Source organism: Phyllobacterium ifriqiyense, assembly GCF_030817885.1.
Classification (GTDB): Bacteria; Pseudomonadota; Alphaproteobacteria; order Rhizobiales; family Rhizobiaceae; genus Phyllobacterium; species Phyllobacterium ifriqiyense.
In genome coordinates, this window is the sequence record NZ_JAUSZT010000003.1 from 2,061,053 (window position 1) to 2,078,526 (window position 17,474).

Genomic DNA, 17,474 nt, shown 5'->3' on the forward strand with positions numbered 1-17,474 from the left:
CATTGATCGCCCCGCTTTTACTCTGGCTCTACGTCTCGTTCCAAGCGTGATCTGGGCTAAGACGTCAAAGATTTCATTCGATTTTCTGGTCGGAGTGAGAGGATTCGAACCTCCGACCCCGTCGTCCCGAACGACGTGCGCTACCAGGCTGCGCTACACTCCGCGACCAGTAAGGGCGGTATATAACGCCGTCACTAAAGCGCTGCAAGATGGTTCAGAAGCACTTTTTTAATTATAGAAGCGCGAAATTCGTGAGGCGTGATTAGTTAAGACTTTAGTTCTGTGATCATTAGGATAAGTCTTGTATTCGTTGACCAAGAAGTTCTGAAATGCTGAAATAACGGGGCATAAATGACAATCGAAAAAGCAACAATCATCAGCTTTGTTATGAGCGGCGGTGTAGGTTCAAGGCTTTGGCCATTGTCGCGCGAAGATTTTCCCAAGCAGTTTCACAATTTGTCGGGTCAGGGCTCCATGCTGCTGCGCACAATCAAGCGCATGGCGGCACGCAGCGACACGACAGTTCCCGTTTATTTGTTGGCATCGGAGCGTCATTCGGACCGCATCAATCAGGATCTGGCGGGAACGGATCTGGCGGGCGGGCGTCCCATTCTTGAACCAATGGGGCGTAACACAGCCTCCGCAGTGGTGCTGGCGACAGAAATAACCTTGCGCGAACATGGCGATGAGCTTGTGCTTGTGGTTCCGTCCGATCATGAAATAACAACCGATCGCGATTTCTGGAACACTGTTGAAGCCGGTGTCGAGGCGGCCAAGGCGGGACGCATTGTTGTGTTCGGTATCAAGCCGGATCGCCCGGAAACCGGATTCGGTTATATTGAAGTGGCTCCTGAGACGACACAGACACGCGATGTCGTACGCTTTGTTGAAAAACCGAACGAGGAGACTGCAACGAAATATCTTGCGTCGGGAAACTTCCTTTGGAACGCTGGTATCTTTCTTTTCCGCGCCAGCGTGATGCGCGACGCTTTCCGGCAACATGCAGCGGAGATTTGGGACAAGGCCGTTGCAGCCTTGAATGAGGCGAGCACCAATATATCGGGCACTTATTTGCCGCATGATCTTTATGCCGCCGTACCGTCGATATCCGTCGATTACGCAATCATGGAACACGCGAAAGATATCGCGTTGGTACCAGCAAAGTTTCGCTGGAATGATCTTGGCTCCTGGCAATCTCTGCTGGAAGTGGGATCGGTTGACGGCAATGGCAATGTGCTGGTCGGCGATGTCGTGGCCATTGATTGCGAGCACAGCTATTTACGCAGCGAAGGCCGCTTGCTCTCGGCCGTCGGCTTGCGCGATACGGCTGTCGTAGCAACCGCCGATGCGACCTTCGTTGCTCCGGTCAATGAGAGTCAAAATGTCAGGAAAATCGTCGAACAGCTTGAAAAAACTGGCCGATTGGAAACCAAATTCACGCCTTCACAAGACCGGTTGCCGCAAGTTGGCGCTTATGGAAACCGGGTGAGACATTGGCTTTTTGACGAAACATTGCCGCTTTGGTCAACGGTGGGCGTCGATACGCGCCATGGCGGCTTTCATGAAGCCATGTCGTTTGACGCAATTCCTATCAACAAGACCAAGCGCATGCGGACGATGGCGCGGCAGATATATGCCTTTGCCGTGGCCAAGGAAATGGGCTGGGATGGACCGGCGCATGACCTTATCGAGCACGGGCTGAGTTTCATTACCAAAGGGCGCACGGATCGGGGCGGCTGGGTCAAGACATTCAATCCGGATGGCAGCATTCTTGATGCCTCGGAGGACACTTATGACCAATCCTTCGTTCTCCTGGCGCTGGCCCATGCGCATAAGGCAGGGCATCCGCAAGCATTGAGGCTGGCGACGGAGACCTTCGCTTTCATCGACGAATATCTGGCAGATTCGCGCATGACAGGATTTTTGGAAATGCCTGACGATAAGGGGCTGCGGCGTTCCAACCCGCATATGCACCTGCTTGAAGCTTTCCTTGCCTGGTATAGTGCAACCGGCAATCGCGATTATCTGCAACGGGCCGCGCGTATCGTCGATCTTTTCCGTCATCACATGTTCGATGCGGAAACATGGACGCTTGGCGAGTATTTCAGCAATGACTGGGACCGAGCACCGGGCGAGCAGGGCGAGTGGACCGAGCCGGGCCATCACTTTGAATGGGCACATTTGCTCTCGGCCTTCGCCGCATCTTCGGGCCAAAAGGATGCAATACGTTATGCCCGCAAGCTCTACGCCTCAGCCATTGCCAATGGCCTGAACCGTTCGACGGAACTTGCCTATGGTGCGGTCTCACGGCATGGCCTGCCACTTGACACCAACTCTCGCAGCTGGCCGCAAACGGAAGCCGTCAAGGCCGCTATCGCGCTTGACGGAAATGGCGGGCCCGATCTGAAACCTGAAGTGGAGGCCCGTGTTGGACGGCTCTTCCGCTGGCATATTGAGCCTGCGCCGAAGGGGTTGTGGATTGATCTTATTGATCAGAAGGGGCGAGCCAAAGCCGAAGAGGTTCCAGCTTCGATCTTCTATCATCTGGTCAGCGCCCTGACGCAATATGTCGACTATGTTGGGAAGCGCCCTCAGTAAGTTAAACGCTCACTTCGCCGTCATCCTCGATCAAGCCCGAGGATGACGGCGAGGTTAGTAGTTCTCGCAACGATCCTCAGTAAGGGCTTTCTACATTTCCGGTCTCGACATAGACCGACTTGATCTGGCTATAGTGATACAGTGCTGCCAGGCCATTTTCGCGTCCGACGCCTGATTGCTTGAAGCCGCCAAAGGGCATTTCCACCGGCGCCAGATTATAGGTATTGATCCAGCAGGTACCGGCTTTGATTTGGCTTATCACTCGATGGGCACGGGAAAGGTCCTTGGTGAAAACGCCAGCGGAAAGGCCAAATTCCGAGTCATTTGCACGGGCAATGACCTCTTCTTCCTCAGTGAAGTCCAGCACCGTCATAACCGGGCCGAATATTTCTTCACGCGCGATGATCATATTATCAGTCACATTGGTGAAAATGGTCGGCTCGACGAAGCAGCCGCCCTCAAAACCCTGCATCTGAGGCACGCCGCCACCGAAATGCAATGTGGCCCCTTCAGCTTTGCCCTTTTCAATATAGGACACAACCTTGTCGCGTTGTGCAGCGTTGACGAGCGGGCCGAGATGGATTTCCGGATCAAGCGGGTCGCCGAGGCGGATGGCCTTTGTGCGTGTGGTGAGACGGTCGAGAAACTGATCCTTGATACCGCTTTGTACGAAAACGCGGGTGCCGTTGGAACAAACCTGTCCTGTTGAATAGAAATTGCCCAAGAGCGCGCCGCCGACAGCGTTTTCGACATCTGCATCGTTAAAGATGATCAAGGGAGACTTGCCGCCCAGTTCCATTGTGGCGTGTTTCATATGCGAGCCAGCCTGTGCGAGCACACGTTTGCCTGTCGGTACCGAGCCGGTAAGGGAGACTTTCGCCACCAGCGGATGATCAACCAGTTGTGAACCAACATCGCCGAAACCCTGGACGACGTTGAACAGACCGTCTGGCAAGCCTGCTTCCTTGTAAATCTCGGCAAGCGCCAAGGCCGAAAGCGGCGTATTTTCCGATGGCTTGAAAATCATGGCATTGCCCGCAGCCAAGGCTGGGGCGGATTTCCAACCTGCACCCTGAATCGGGTAATTCCATGCCCCAATGCCAACGCATACGCCCAATGCCTCGCGGCGTGTATAGGCGTAGGACCCGCCGAGCTCGATCATCTCGCCATTGAAACCAGCAATGATGCCCCCGTAAAACTCCAGCGCATCAGCAGCAGATGCAGGGTCAGCAACCAGCGTTTCCTGAATGGCCTTGCCGGTGTCCAAGGTTTCAAGATGCGCAATTTCTGCATTGCGTTCCCGGAGGATGTCGGCGGCGCGGCGAAGGATACGGCCACGCTCAACAGGTTTTAAAGCAGCCCATGCGGGCTGGGCAGCGGCAGCGGCTTGTACCGCCTGTTCGATGAGCGCTGGCGTTGCTCCATACAGTTTGGCAATGATTTCGCCGGTGGCCGGATAGATCACGTCGAGCGGCTTGCCTTCCTTGTCTTCTACAAAGCGGCCATTGATGAAATGCGATGCCTTTGGCTGCGCGCGCATGATGTTCTCCTTGAATTAAAAAGTAGCATAGGCGTTATGCGTGGTTCGACAAGCTCACCATGAGGAAGGTGGATGATGGCACCAGCAAAACTCGGCGGCGCCTTGCAAAGTATCAACCTTCCTCATGGTGAGCTTGTCGAACCACGCATAATGGTACTGCAAGATCATCGATCACTCACTTTCCACCGTGGATTGATCCAAGGCTCCTGGTTGGAACGGGGCAGCGGATCACGCCCAAGAATATGATCTGAGGCCTTCTCGCCCGTCATGATCGACGGGCCGTTGAGGTTGCCATTGGTAACGCGCGGGAAAATGGATGAATCCGCAACGCGCAGACCTTCAACGCCGATCACACGGCATTGCGGATCGACCACTGCCATTGGATCGCTTGTCGCGCCCATCTTGCATGTGCCGCATGGATGGAAAGCGCTTTCCGCATGTTCTCGCAGAAAATCGTCAATTTCAGCGTCCGATTGGACATGAGACCCGGGAGAAATTTCCCGGCCCCGATAGGGCGTCAAAGCATCCTGGCCGAAAATCTCACGCGTAAGCCGTACCGCATGGCGGAAGTCCGTCCAATCATCAGGATGCGACATGTAGTTGAACAGAATCTTGGGCTTCTCGAATGGATCGGAGGAGCGGAGCGTGACGCTGCCTCGCGATTTGGAGCGCATGGGGCCGACATGGGCTTGAAACCCATGGCCTTTGGCCGCGGCCTTCCCATCGTAGCGGATTGCTGCAGGAAGGAAGTGATATTGGATATCCGGATAATCGATACCGGGTTTGGACCGCACGAAAGCTGCGGATTCAAAATGATTGGTCGCGCCGTCACCTGTCTTGAAGAAGAGCCATTGCGCGCCGATCAATCCCTTTGAGAACAGCCCAAGCTTGGAGTTCAAAGTTATCGGTTTCAGACTTTCCTGCTGGATATAGACTTCCATATGATCTTGCAGGTTCTGGCCGACGCCCGGTCGGTCTGCAATGACATTTATACCATGTTCTTTCAGATGGGCGGCTGGACCGATCCCCGACAACATGATTAGCTTTGGCGAATTGATGGATGAGGCCGCAATAATAACTTCGCGTCGTGCCCGAATAGTTTCAACCTTACCGCGCCGCGTGATTTCGACACCAACGGCCCGTTGATTCTCAATGATCACGCGCCGGGCAAAGCCATTGATCAGATTCACATTTTTGCGCTTCAGGGCTGGACGCAGATAGGCATTGGCGGCCGACCAGCGGCGACCATTGTGAATGGTCTGCTCCATCGGGCCGAAGCCCTCCTGTTTGGAACCATTATAGTCCTCAGTGACCTCGAAGCCTGCTTCTTGCCCTGCCTTGACGAAGGCATGAAATAAGGGATTGTCACGGCGCCCGCGCTGGACATGCAGCGGGCCATCTGTCCCGCGCCATCCGGCTTCACCGCCATGGGAGTGCTCCATGCGTTTGAAGTAAGGCAGCACATCGGCATAGGACCAACCCGTTGCGCCGCTTTCGGCCCAGTGGTCAAAATCATGAGCATGGCCCCGCACATAGACCATGCCGTTGATGGAGGATGATCCACCGATGACCTTGCCGCGAGGGGTGACGAGCGTGCGCCCACCCAGATGCGGTTCAGGCTCTGAGGTAAAGCCCCAATCATAGGTGCTCATATTCATCGGGAATGAGAGTGCTGCAGGCATCTGGATGAACGGGCCGATATCAGTGCCGCCAAATTCGATGACCAGCACTGAATATTTTCCATCTTCCGACAGGCGATATGCCATGGCGGAACCTGCCGAACCCGAACCGACTATAATGAAATCTGCTTCCACGACTGTCTCACTCGCCGCGCGGATAGCGGGCGTTCTCTTCCAAAACGTTCAAATCCATATGATTGCGCATGTAGCGCTCAGAGGCTTTTTGCAGCGGCTGATAATCCCACGGATAATAAGAACCATTGCGCAGCGCCTCATAGACAACCCATCGCCGCGCCTGACTTTCGCGCACAGCAGCGTCAAAGGCCTTGAGATTCCAGCGCTCCCGCACGTCAGCCATGAATTTTGCCACTGTAGCAGCGAAGGCCGGGTCATCGGCAAGGTTTGTCAATTCATGCTGATCGGATTCAAGATCAAAGAGTTGCGGCGGATCGATCTCGCAATGCACGAACTTATATTTGCCGGTGCGAATACATATGAGCGGCGCGTTTGAACCTTCTGCAGCATATTCCATGAGCACAGGTCCGCTGCGATCCTTGCCGCTGAGCAGCGGGGTCAAATCCTCGCCATCGGTCCATGGCAGAATTTCAGCAATATCAATGCCGGCAAGGGCGCCCAAAGTCGGATTGAGGTCGAGGGTCGATACAGGCTGCTTGATTAATTGAGGCTTGATGCCCTTGCCCGCGATCATCAGCGGCACACGGGCGGAGCCCTCGAAGAAGTTCATTTTGAACCATAAGCCACGGTCGCCCAGCATATCTCCATGGTCGGAGGTGAAGACGATGATTGTATCGTCAAGCATCCGGGTGGTTTCAAGGGTTTCGATAAGCTCGCCAACCTTGTCATCAATATAGCTGATGTTGGCGAGATAACCCCGCCGCGCACGGCGCACCTGCTCAGGGGTAATATCAAACGCCGTGTGATCGCAGGCATGCAACAGGCGCTGCGAGTGCGGGTCCTGTTGGTCAAAAGGGATCGCTGCGACTTGCGGATCAAGCGCAGGCGAATTCTCGTACAGGTCCCAATATTTGCGCCGCGCCACATAGGGATCGTGCGGATGGGTAAACGAGACGGTCAGGCACCACGGACGGCGGGCCGTATCATCGGACTCGCGCGATAGCTGATAGAGTTTCTGGCGTGCGTGAAACGCAACTTCGTCATCATATTCCATCTGGTTGGTTATCTCGGCAATGCCAGCACCCGTGACAGAGCCAAGATTATGATACCACCAGTCAATGCGCTCCCCCGGCTTACGATAGTCCGGCGTCCAGCCGAAATCGGCAGGGTAGATATCCGTCGTCAGCCGTTCTTCAAGTCCATGCAACTGATCCGGCCCGACAAAATGCATCTTGCCGGACAGACCCGTATAGTAGCCGGCGCGGCGCAGATGGTGGGCATAGGTCGGAATGTCAGAGGCAAATTCAGCCGCATTGTCATAGACCCGGGTTCGCGATGGCAATTGGCCAGACATCAGCGAGGCGCGAGCAGGCGCACAAAGCGGGGAAGCCGTGTAGGTATTGGCAAAGCGTGCCGAACGCTGTGCCAAGGCTTTCAGGTGCGGCGCATGGATGAAATCGGCCGGGCCGTCAGGAAACAGCGTTCCGTTCAGTTGATCTACCATGATGACAAGAATATTGGGCTTCATAGGGCGGCTCTTGAGCGTTCGGAGGCGGCAAGCTTGGTGGTAACGTAATCTTCCACGAGGGCTATGGCTTTGGCTGCTTCAGGCGCGCCATTGCGTAGCGCGTGGCGAATATAAAGCCCATCAATCATGGCACCTGTTCCCTCGGCGATCTGGAGCGCGGTTTCCCTGTCTGTCAGTTGCTGCAAGGCATAAGCAAGATTGGAATGCATGCGCCGCGCGTAGACCCGTAGGAGACGGCGCGTCTCATCGGACTGCTGTGCATGAACGTAGAATGTCAGCCAGGCAGCGATAGTCTGCGGTGCAAATTGCGCGGCAGAAAAATTGACAGCGATAACAGCTGCGATGCGTGCCGATGGCGTTCGTGCATTGTGTAGCGCGCCAAGAAGGTCCTGGCCAAGCTCGTTCAGCAAATGCCGCATGGTGGCGAGGATCAACTGTTCCTTGCCGCCGAAATAATGATGCGCCAATGCAGCCGAAACGCCAGCTTCCTGGGCAATCTGGGCCACCGTTACATCCAAAGAACCGCGCTCGCCGATCGTGCGGATAGCAGCATCGATCAATGCGCGTTTTCGCAGTGGTTCCATTCCGACTTTTGGCATGAAAGTGTCCTCGTTCGAAAGAAAGACTATTCTTGATTGACTGATCAATCAATAAAAAATTTATGCAGATATTACGTGTTTATACGACATTTACCTTGAAGGACTGGAGGTCCATGTTTAGCTGAAGTACATGACATTTTGTGGAGGAATGAAATGACAGCCTGCATCGTTGGATGGTCGCACTTGCCGTTTGGCAAGCTCGAAGGCGAAACTGTGGAAACGCTAATCGTCAAAGCGGCGCTGGGCGCGCTGGATCATGCGGGCATCGGCCCCGAAGATGTCGATGAAATCGTGCTGGGCCATTTCAATGCGGGTTTCTCACCGCAGGACTTCACCGCGAGTCTCGTTCTGCAAGCCAGCGATGCGTTTCGTTTCAAACCGGCTACACGGGTAGAAAATGCCTGCGCGACAGGTTCGGCGGCCGTCCATCAAGGTATCAAGACCATTCGCGCCGGTGCTGCAAAAGTTGTTCTGGTTGTTGGGGTTGAGAAGATGACCTCCACGCCGGGGCCGGAGATTGGCAAGAATCTGTTGAAGGCCTCTTACCTGCCGGAAGAAGGTGATATTCCAGCGGGATTTGCCGGTGTGTTCGGTCAGATTGCAGCGGCATATTTCCAGAAATATGGCGACCAGTCCGATGCCCTTGCTACTATTGCTGCCAAAAACCACAAGAATGGCGTCAATAACCCTTATGCTCAGATGCGTAAGGATTTGGGCTACGATTTCTGCCGTCAGGAGAGTGACAAGAACCCGTTTGTCGCCGGTCCGTTGAAACGCACGGACTGCTCACTGGTATCCGATGGTGCCGCGGCGCTGGTGCTGACCGACACACAGACGGCCTTGAAGATGCGCCGTGCCGTAGCATTCCGTGCCGCTGCCCATGTGCAGGACTTCCTGCCAATCTCCAAGCGCGACATATTGCAGTTTGAAGGTTGCGCCGAGGGCTGGAAACGTGCGCTCAATCAGGCCGGTGTCACGATTGACGATCTGTCTTTTGTGGAAACCCATGACTGCTTCACCATCGCTGAACTGATAGAATATGAGGCGATGGGGCTGGCAAAACCGGGAGAGGGCGCAAAGGTTGCCCTCGAAGGCCAGACCGCAATGGGCGGCCGCTTGCCAGTCAACCCATCTGGCGGGCTAAAAGCCAAAGGGCATCCAATTGGCGCAAGTGGCGTTTCAATGCATGTACTTTCCTCGATGCAACTGACCGGGGAAGCAGGCGGCATTCAGGTGCCGGGCGCAAAGCTTGCCGGCATATTCAATATGGGCGGCGCTGCCGTGGCAAACTACGTTTCGGTGCTTGAGCGGATCAAATAGGGGGGCGGGCTATTTATAGCCAACCCAACCCTTGAACGTCAGTCCAGCATAAAACAGCTCGACATTGGAGAACCCTGCTTCGCGAAGCAGGGCTTCATCCTCTTCAGGCGAGAGGACCGGCAACCGCTCCTTCATGGTCCTGATATTGTTTTCAGATTGAAAGGCAAGCACCCCAGACAAGGATGCAAAAGCCGCAAAGCGCGTCAGCCATTTGTCTGGTTCCGCTCCTTGCGTGGGGAAACTGTGGTGCGCAGCGACGAAAGGTGCCCCTGGCTTCAGTCGACGTTGGATGCCACGCAATGTTTGCAGCCGCTCCCCACGCGGCAGGAAGTGAAGTGTTAAAAGGCAGGTCGCAGCGTCGAAAGGGCCTTCCGGCGCTTTATCGATATAGCCCTCCTGGAATGTCACGCGGGAAGCCAGAGAACCGAGATTCGTTTCGGCCAGTTGAAGCATCTCCGCTGACGGGTCAATGCCATCAAAGCGCCATTCCGGTTGCAGCTCCGCGAGCGCTTTCAGCTCCATTCCTCCGCCAGCTCCAAGCACCAGCACTCGCGCATCGGCAGGAGCCCTTTCCGCCAAAAGCAGGCCGGTCATCTTATGCAGATGGCGAAGGCCCGGCACGAGCTGTTCGGTTCTTGCCGCATATCCAGAAACAATATCGGGGTCGCAAAAGGATGCCATTCAAAATCTCCTTAGGGAGCAGAGCCAAGAGGAATGTACTCTAAATCATGTAACTATATATGTTACATATAAGCTGATATTCAAGACGCATGAATTTTGAGGACAATAATTGCCTTGCAAAAAACCCGTTGCTTTAAAAGCCCACTCTGCCAAATCCAGGAACTTTAAGTCCCGGATTCAAAATATCCAGACCTGCAACTAAGCCCATGAATTGAATCTCGAAACCGCTGCGAGCGCCAGCTGAAATCCCTGCATAGCCGAAAAGGTTTGCGTGGAAATTTTGCCAGTCATCATCGATAGCAAAAAGCCTGCCTTCCGTAGGAAAATCCCTACCAATTGCATTAGGAGGCAGGACGATCCCGATTTGCGGCACGGCTCGCAGGACATGCGCCACAAAGCTGTTTGAGTTGGGGCCGGGCCAGATAACGTAATTGCCGTGCGCGGCGTAAGGATAGTTGGTAATAGCAGCCTCAATCCGGGGGATGAGGGATGCCGCTTCCTCGCCGTGAATCTCATGAATAATGGTGGGCTTGTTGGAATACCAGTTTCCGTCCGCATCATAGGCGTTCTTGCGTACGGGATTACCCCAGCCAACGACATCGTAACGATCATAATTGGTAGCCCCGGGCCGCTTCAGTACCAACCAGCTATGCAGGGAGAGGGCGCCTTTGAGACCGCCAGTCCGCGCCGCCATAATATAGATTGCAGCATCGTTGGCGGCAGGCTGAGCCAGCAGAACACCGCTTGAACTCCAGTCGGCATCACGCCAGTTCGCCGCGTGGGTCTGCGTCATCCACCACCCTGTTGCCATCATGGCCGGCGCTAGAAACATCACAAAGATAAACAGCGCAAGACGGCGGAAGAGCTTCAGCAAGCAGTTTCTCCATTGGAAAGATATACGGAGCAATCTATAACGGCATAAATTCGGGCCGATTTCAGCCCTATTGATGGGAAAATTTAGGTATCATGAGCAATCCGGTTCTGGTGGAAGTTTTTCGGGGCGAAACGTCAGAAAGCCGCCATCGCGGCGCAGTTGTTGTCACCGATGGGGATGGCAAGGTGGTGTTCTCGCTCGGCGATATTGAGCGCCCCACATTTCCACGTTCGGCAATCAAGGCGATACAGGCCTTGCCACTCGTGGAGAGTGGTGCTGCGGACGCCTATGGCTTTGGGAATGAGGAACTCGCCATGGCTTGTGCCTCTCATTCTGGTGAGCAACTGCACGTCGCAAAGGCTGGCGAAATGCTGTCCCGCGCCGGGCTTGATTCGACAGCGCTTGAGTGTGGTTCCCACTGGCCATTTGAACAATCCGTGCTGATTGATCTTGCCAGAAGCGGGCAACAGCCGACGCCTTTGCATAATAATTGTTCCGGCAAACATGCGGGCTTTTTGTGCACCTGCAAGCATCTTGGTATCGAAACACAGGGTTATTCCGCTTTGGGTTCGCCCGAACAGGACATGGTACGCGACGCCATGGAAAGCGTGACTGGCGCAGCCCACACGCTGGATCATTGTGGAACGGATGGCTGTTCCATCCCGACTTACGCAATTCCATTGCGTAATCTGGCGCATGGGTTTGCGCGCATGGCGACCGGAACCGGATTTGAGCCCCGCCGCGCACAGGCTGCAAAGCGGCTGCTCGACGCCGCGATGGCCGCGCCGTTTTACGTTGCCGGAACCGGGCGTGCCTGCACAAAACTGATGGAAATGGCTCCGGGCCGCATATTCGTCAAGACTGGTGCGGAAGGCGTGTTTGTGGGCGCGCTGCCCGAACTGGGACTTGGTATCGCCGTTAAATGCGATGATGGTACGACGCGGGCTTCCGAGGCAATCATTGCCACAGTGCTCGCCCGCATCTATCGCAATGAAAGCGAACTGGAATCGAAGCTCGATCGCTTCGCTGACCGTGAAATGCGCAACTGGAATGGCGTGACTTTTGGTGTGGTCAGCCCAACGCCAGCACTGACCGATGCGATGATCAACTGATCTGTTTTCCTAACCGATGAGATTTGCCAACGGATTGGTGGCTTATCTCATCGTACTTGTCGGTAGCCCTCGCAATGCCTACTTTAACCTCATGAGTAGAGCTTTTACAAAAGAAGATGACAGCAATTCATCGATTGATCTTGGCGAGCGCCCATTAAGTACGCATCGTAATCTGGTGACAATCGAAGGATTGGCAATGATTGATGCAGAACTGGCGGCGGCTCATGGCGAATTGGCAAAGGGAAACGCCGAGGCAGACCGTAATATGATTGCCCGCGCATCCCGCGATCTACGCTATTGGTCGGCCAGGCGCGAAACGGCGGAACTCTCAATTCCTGATCCGGATAGCGATGTTGTGCGCTTCGGCATGACGGTTACGATTGCCGACGAGGACGACAAGAAGCAGGTTTGGAAGATAGTCGGCGAGGACGAAGCCGATGCAAGTCACGGAAAAATCTCGCATATATCCCCTATTGCCAATCTGATGTTTGGCAAATCAATCGGCGACAGCTTTGTGCTGAATGGTCATGAGTGGGAAATTGTGAAAATTCAAATAAACGAATGACTATGGGCGAGCCGCGAACTACCCTCTCAAAGAGGGATCTATTCCGTTTCTTTTGAAGGTGTGGCAACGGGCGTAGGTTGAAACCCTTCTTTCGTCTCAATCAATCTCAACTCGTTGTCCACTGTTAGATTATAGCGGGCAATATAAGTTCGATTACAGCGATCATGCATCAAACCGTCAAGCTAACCGCTATTATCTAAAGCCAGCCCTTCTTCTTGAAAATGAGCAGTGGAATAACGGCGGAGGCGATCATAACGCCAAGCGCCATGGGATAGCCCCAAACCTTGTCGAGTTCGGGCATGAAGTGAAAGTTCATGCCGTAGATCGAAGCCACCAGCGTGGGCGGCATGAAAGCCACTGCTGCGACGGAAAAAATCTTGATGATGGCATTTTGCTCGATGGAGATGAGGCCAACCACTGTGTCGAGCAGGAAGGTAATCTTGTTGGAAAGAAAATCTACATAGGTGCTCAGCGATTGCGTATCGCGTTCAAGTGATTTGATCCAGGCTCGCGTTTCTTTCTTGTAGGTGTTCTGGTCGGTGATTGCCGTCATGTAGACCAGCAAACGGCTTACACCCGCTATGCTTTCACGAATTTTGGAAAGAAACGCTCCTTGCCCGCCAATACGGGTGAGGCTGTCACGAAAATTCTTGGTTGTCATTGGCCGATCTTTTTCCGACCGGCGAAAAATTGCAAATGAATTATGGTCGATATCACCCGCAACACCTTCGAGAATATCGGCAATGCGATCCGTTACAGCTTCAATGATGCCGAGCAAAATGGTGACGCCGCTGCACTTGACATTGATCAGCCCATTGCCAGCTTTGCTGACGCGGCTGATGTAAAGCGCGAAGGCTTTTGGCTCGCTGTAACGCACTGTGACGAGCATAGGGCCGGTCAGTATGAAGGTGATCGGCGCAATGCTGTGGTGTTTATTCTCAGTTGAGTGAAGGATCGATGCTGTAAGATATTGCGAGCCATTATCGGCATAAAACCGGCTGGATTCCTCAATCTCGATCATGTCTTCCTTGGTCGGGATGGAGGCCTTGGTCCAGCTCTCGGTCTGAACATCTTCTTCATGGGTTGGATTCAAAAGGTCGATCCAGACCGCATTGTCCGGTGCCGGATCGCCAGCCTGCGCAATGTGAGAGACGAGACGGTCGCCATCAAGCGTATAAATTGTAATCATTTCAAAGTGAATCCAACAGCGTATCAATCAGTTTCTCTGCGGCTTCGCCTATGACAGTCCCTGGAGGGAAAATCGCAGCAGCGCCAGCTTGCAGAACAGCTTCATAGTCCTGCGGCGGAATAACCCCGCCGACGATGACCAATATGTCCTCGCGGCCGTGACGTTTCAATGACTCCTTGAGTTCAGGCACCAAAGTCAGATGTCCGGCAGCAAGCGATGAAACGCCAACAATATGCACATTGCTTTCCGCTGACAGTTCCGCAACTTCCTCGGGCGTCTGGAACATCGCTCCAACGATCACATCGAAGCCAAGATCACCAAAGGCAGTGGCGATAACCTTCTGGCCGCGGTCGTGCCCATCCTGTCCCATTTTAGCAACGAGAATGCGTGGTTTTTCGCCGGTCCGCTTTTCATAGGCTGCACACTTGGCCTGAACGCGGTCAACAACTTCGCTCTTTCCAACTTCCTTGCGGTAAACGCCGGAAATCGTGTGAATGGTTGCAACATGACGGCCATAGGCTTTTTCCAGCGCCAGTGAGATCTCACCCACTGTTGCCCTTGCACGAGCGGCTTTAACCGCCAAATCAAGCAGATTGCCCCTTCCTGATTTGGCAGCCGAAGTCAGCACGGAAAGTGCATCATCGACGGCTGCAACATCACGCGTGCCTTTGAGTTGCTGAAGCTTGGAAAGCTGGCGCGCGCGCACCTCGGCATTGTCGACCTTGAGCACATCGACCAGCGTATCTTCGGTAGGGCGGTAGGAATTGACGCCGATCACCGGTTGCTGGCCACTATCGATACGCGCTTGTGTGCGGGCTGCCGCTGCTTCGATACGCATTTTAGGAATGCCCTGTTCAATGGCCTTGGCCATGCCGCCCAGTGTTTCGATCTCTTCAATATGCGAAAGGGCGCGCCGCGCCAGATCATAGGTCAGCCGTTCAACATAGGCCGATCCACCCCACGGGTCGATAATCCGGGTTGTTCCGGACTCCTTTTGCAGGATCAGCTGCGTATTACGCGCTATGCGGGCGGAATGGTCGGTTGGCAAAGCCAGGGCCTCGTCAAAGGAATTTGTATGCAAAGACTGCGTATGCCCCTGCGTTGAAGCCATCGCCTCAATCATGGTGCGCATGATGTTGTTGTGCGGGTCCTGCGCCGTGAGCGACCAGCCTGATGTTTGCGAATGGGTCCGCAGCGATAGCGAACGCTCATCCTTGGGATTGAAGTTCTTCTTCATCAAAACAGCCCAAAGCAGTCGTGCCGCCCGCAACTTGGCCACTTCCATGAAGAAGTTCATGCCGATTGCCCAGAAAAATGAAAGCCTTGGCGCAAATGTATCAATGTCCTGACCGGCAGCGACGCCAGCGCGGGCATATTCAATGCCATCGGCAATGGTGTAGGCAAGCTCGAGATCTGCCGTCGCTCCGGCTTCCTGCATATGATAACCGGAAATCGAGATCGAATTGAATTTCGGCATCTTCTCCGATGTGTAGGAGAAAATATCGGAAATGATCCGCATGGATGGCTGGGGCGGATAGATGTAGGTATTGCGCACCATGAACTCTTTCAGAATATCGTTCTGAATGGTCCCGGCGAGCTTTTCCTGTGGCACGCCCTGTTCTTCCGCAGCAACGATGTAAAGCGCCAGAATGGGAAGCACTGCGCCATTCATGGTCATCGAAACAGTCATCTCGCCTAGCGGAATGCCGTCGAATAATTGTTGCATATCGAGAATGGAATCGATGGCCACACCCGCCATGCCAACATCGCCCGCGACACGGGGGTGGTCGCTATCATACCCGCGATGTGTTGCGAGATCGAAGGCAACAGAAAGCCCTTTCTGTCCGCCTTTCAGATTACGGCGATAAAAGGCATTGGACTCTTCTGCCGTCGAAAACCCAGCATATTGCCGAATGGTCCAGGGTTGCTGAACGTACATGGTCGGGTAGGGGCCGCGTATGAAGGGCGCAGCGCCGGGAAATGAATCAAGGTGTGGCAGGCCACGCAAGGCCGTATCGCCATAAGAGCGCCTGACCTTGATATCTTCAGGCGTTTTCCAGACAGCAGCATCCGGCTTTGCGGCTGCGCTTTTCGGTGCTTGCCAATCGATCTTGGTAAAATCGGGAATTCTCATCGGTTCAAGCCTGCAGTGTTTCGTCGATGCGCGGAAATGTCAGCGGTTCGCAGTGCACCACGCCGTCCGTTGGCAATGGCATGTGCGGAGCGTCCAGCACTTTCACAGGGCGTTCGGTGGCGGCCGGGAAGACGGTTGTGCCGATGATCGAACGCTCGCCGGATTTGTACCGCTCGGCCCGGGCATGGCGAGCATTGACGATGCGCTCCTGGAGCTTGTCGTCGACAAGGCTTTGCAGAATGCCGCCTTCACGCTCGAGGGTTTGAAATTCTTTCCATGCTGCCTCGCATAGCGCTTCGGTCAGACTTTCGACTGCACCGGAACCACAGGCAGGATCGGCAACAAAAGCAAGATTGCTTTCGTCTGCAAGAACGAGCTGGGTGTTACGGGCAAGGCGGCGCGCAGAGCCATCCGGCAGCCCGTGCGTAATGGTGTGCGGGAGAATAGCGATCGTATCTGCACCGCCGATAGCGGCGGCGAAGGACGCTATGGTGGTACGCAGAATATTGGTTTCCGGATCAAGCTTCGTCATCATGCGCATCGAGGTTTCCGCATGGATCATCGCCGCAGACGGGGTGATATCGCAGGCCTCCTGCAAGCGCGCCCAGAGACGGCGCAGCGCGCGTATTTTAGCGATAGAAATAAACTGATCCTGATCGACTGACAGCGCAAAACCGATATGCGGCGCGGCATAGTGAATGGGCTGGCGGGCTTCCTCAAACAACCGGAAATGCCCCGCAGCAATGGAGAGCATGGCACCAAGCTCCTGCGCTTCGGTGGCTCCGGCATTGTGATAAACGCGGCCATCGGCTTCCAGCACAATACCGGGGAGATCATCGGAGAAAAATCCGGCAAGTGCCTGCGGCAGCGAAGCTTTCAGCGCTGCGATACTCATGCGCAAACGCCCCGTTCCCGCCAAAGTTGCCGCCGGATCGATACCCAAGGAAAAGCTCAGTGTCTTCGGATTGACATCGCGTGGCCGCATATAGTCGACGAACCAGTCAGCACAGGCGCGGCTTTTTGGATGAACGTCCATCCGCAGGTGAATCATGTCGAGATGGACGCCTCGCAAAACCTGATCAACAGCTTCACGGGTGGCTGGCAGCCCATACCCGAAAGCATTGGGTGCGCCTTCGAAAACCAGTGCGATTCCCGTCGCGCCATTTTCCAGATCTTCCAATAGTTGCTTATTTGCCCGGGCGGGATCTGGATCATCAATGCGCTGTACGATGTGCCAGACTTGGGAGGGGTTTTTGCGCGGAGTGAGCTGCGCCTTACTGGCGCGCTGATACAATGGGCCGACAGCAATGTTATCATCGGTGCGGGAAACCAGGGTTTCGTTGAAATCAGCGCCTTTCAAGGCTTTCTGCGCAAGTTTGACCCATTTTTCGTGGGTCGTCTGCGCAAATTCAGTTTCCTTGAGCAGTGACGCGTCCATGCTTTCTCCCGGCAGTCTGTTCTTTGTTTGTGACTTTAGGTGGAACCATGCTGCTTCGCAACAAAGCAAAGTGCCGCTAGCG

At 54.6% G+C, this 17,474-nt stretch carries 13 protein-coding genes and 1 tRNA gene; 4 read left to right on the forward strand and 10 right to left on the reverse strand.

The genetic code is table 11. The annotated features are described in order from the left end of the window. Window positions 1–86 precede the first annotated feature (86 nt). Window positions 87–163 (reverse strand) — tRNA-Pro (locus QFZ34_RS17600). Between the two features lie 188 nt (window positions 164–351). Here QFZ34_RS17600 and QFZ34_RS17605 point away from each other — a divergent pair. Continuing rightward, entirely contained in the window at window positions 352–2,598 is a 2,247-nt protein-coding gene (locus tag QFZ34_RS17605; protein ID WP_307283516.1) for an AGE family epimerase/isomerase, read from the forward strand. A gap of 76 nt (window positions 2,599–2,674) precedes the next feature. Here QFZ34_RS17605 and betB read toward each other — a convergent pair whose 3' ends face one another. From betB to betI, 4 genes are all read right to left on the reverse strand, one after another. Beyond that, window positions 2,675–4,138: a betaine-aldehyde dehydrogenase gene (betB, locus tag QFZ34_RS17610; RefSeq protein ID WP_115051988.1), complete on the reverse strand. Its 1,464-nt coding sequence runs from the start codon at window positions 4,136–4,138 to the stop codon at window positions 2,675–2,677. A 164-nt stretch (window positions 4,139–4,302) separates the two neighbouring features. Continuing rightward, window positions 4,303–5,952, reverse strand: coding sequence for a choline dehydrogenase (betA, locus tag QFZ34_RS17615; RefSeq protein WP_307283521.1), 1,650 nt, complete (start codon window positions 5,950–5,952; stop codon window positions 4,303–4,305). A 7-nt stretch (window positions 5,953–5,959) separates the two neighbouring features. Next, entirely contained in the window at window positions 5,960–7,480 is a 1,521-nt protein-coding gene (betC, locus tag QFZ34_RS17620) for a choline-sulfatase (protein WP_307283524.1), read from the reverse strand. Then, a complete protein-coding gene (gene betI, locus QFZ34_RS17625) occupies window positions 7,477–8,079 on the reverse strand; it encodes a transcriptional regulator BetI (protein WP_307283527.1) in 603 nt (200 codons plus the stop codon). Before betI ends, betC begins: the two co-directional genes overlap by 4 nt. A gap of 153 nt (window positions 8,080–8,232) precedes the next feature. On the opposite strand from betI, the gene QFZ34_RS17630 reads away from it, so the two are divergent. Next, complete coding sequence (locus QFZ34_RS17630; RefSeq protein ID WP_115051984.1) at window positions 8,233–9,399, forward strand: acetyl-CoA acetyltransferase; 1,167 nt, start codon at window positions 8,233–8,235, stop codon at window positions 9,397–9,399. Between the two features lie 9 nt (window positions 9,400–9,408). Here QFZ34_RS17630 and QFZ34_RS17635 read toward each other — a convergent pair whose 3' ends face one another. Together QFZ34_RS17635 and QFZ34_RS17640 are read right to left on the reverse strand one after the other, a co-directional pair. After that, a complete protein-coding gene (locus tag QFZ34_RS17635) occupies window positions 9,409–10,080 on the reverse strand; it encodes a class I SAM-dependent methyltransferase (RefSeq protein ID WP_307283536.1) in 672 nt (223 codons plus the stop codon). Between the two features lie 133 nt (window positions 10,081–10,213). Continuing rightward, window positions 10,214–10,951 carry a DUF3750 domain-containing protein gene (locus QFZ34_RS17640; RefSeq protein WP_307286451.1) on the reverse strand — a complete coding sequence of 246 codons (738 nt, stop codon included), beginning with the start codon at window positions 10,949–10,951 and terminating at the stop codon, window positions 10,214–10,216. Window positions 10,952–11,043: 92 nt separating this feature from the next. Here QFZ34_RS17640 and QFZ34_RS17645 point away from each other — a divergent pair, with 92 nt between their 5' ends. Both QFZ34_RS17645 and QFZ34_RS17650 read left to right on the forward strand, forming a co-directional pair. Further along, window positions 11,044–12,066 carry an asparaginase gene (locus QFZ34_RS17645; RefSeq protein ID WP_115051981.1) on the forward strand — a complete coding sequence of 341 codons (1,023 nt, stop codon included), beginning with the start codon at window positions 11,044–11,046 and terminating at the stop codon, window positions 12,064–12,066. Between the two features lie 91 nt (window positions 12,067–12,157). Continuing rightward, window positions 12,158–12,631: a GreA/GreB family elongation factor gene (locus QFZ34_RS17650; RefSeq protein WP_115052202.1), complete on the forward strand. Its 474-nt coding sequence runs from the start codon at window positions 12,158–12,160 to the stop codon at window positions 12,629–12,631. Between the two features lie 196 nt (window positions 12,632–12,827). Here QFZ34_RS17650 and corA read toward each other — a convergent pair whose 3' ends face one another. Genes corA through QFZ34_RS17665 form a run of 3 tightly spaced genes read right to left on the reverse strand, consistent with a single transcriptional unit; the run spans window position 12,828 to window position 17,392 of the window. Further along, window positions 12,828–13,820 carry a magnesium/cobalt transporter CorA gene (corA, locus tag QFZ34_RS17655; protein ID WP_115051980.1) on the reverse strand — a complete coding sequence of 331 codons (993 nt, stop codon included), beginning with the start codon at window positions 13,818–13,820 and terminating at the stop codon, window positions 12,828–12,830. Window position 13,821: 1 nt separating this feature from the next. Next, the gene (gene scpA, locus QFZ34_RS17660; protein WP_307283541.1) at window positions 13,822–15,954 is read right to left on the reverse strand and encodes a methylmalonyl-CoA mutase; all 2,133 of its coding nucleotides are present in this window, start codon (window positions 15,952–15,954) and stop codon (window positions 13,822–13,824) included. Window positions 15,955–15,958: 4 nt separating this feature from the next. Beyond that, the gene (locus tag QFZ34_RS17665) at window positions 15,959–17,392 is read right to left on the reverse strand and encodes a methylmalonyl-CoA mutase subunit beta (protein WP_307283545.1); all 1,434 of its coding nucleotides are present in this window, start codon (window positions 17,390–17,392) and stop codon (window positions 15,959–15,961) included. Between the last annotated feature and the right edge of the window lie 82 nt (window positions 17,393–17,474).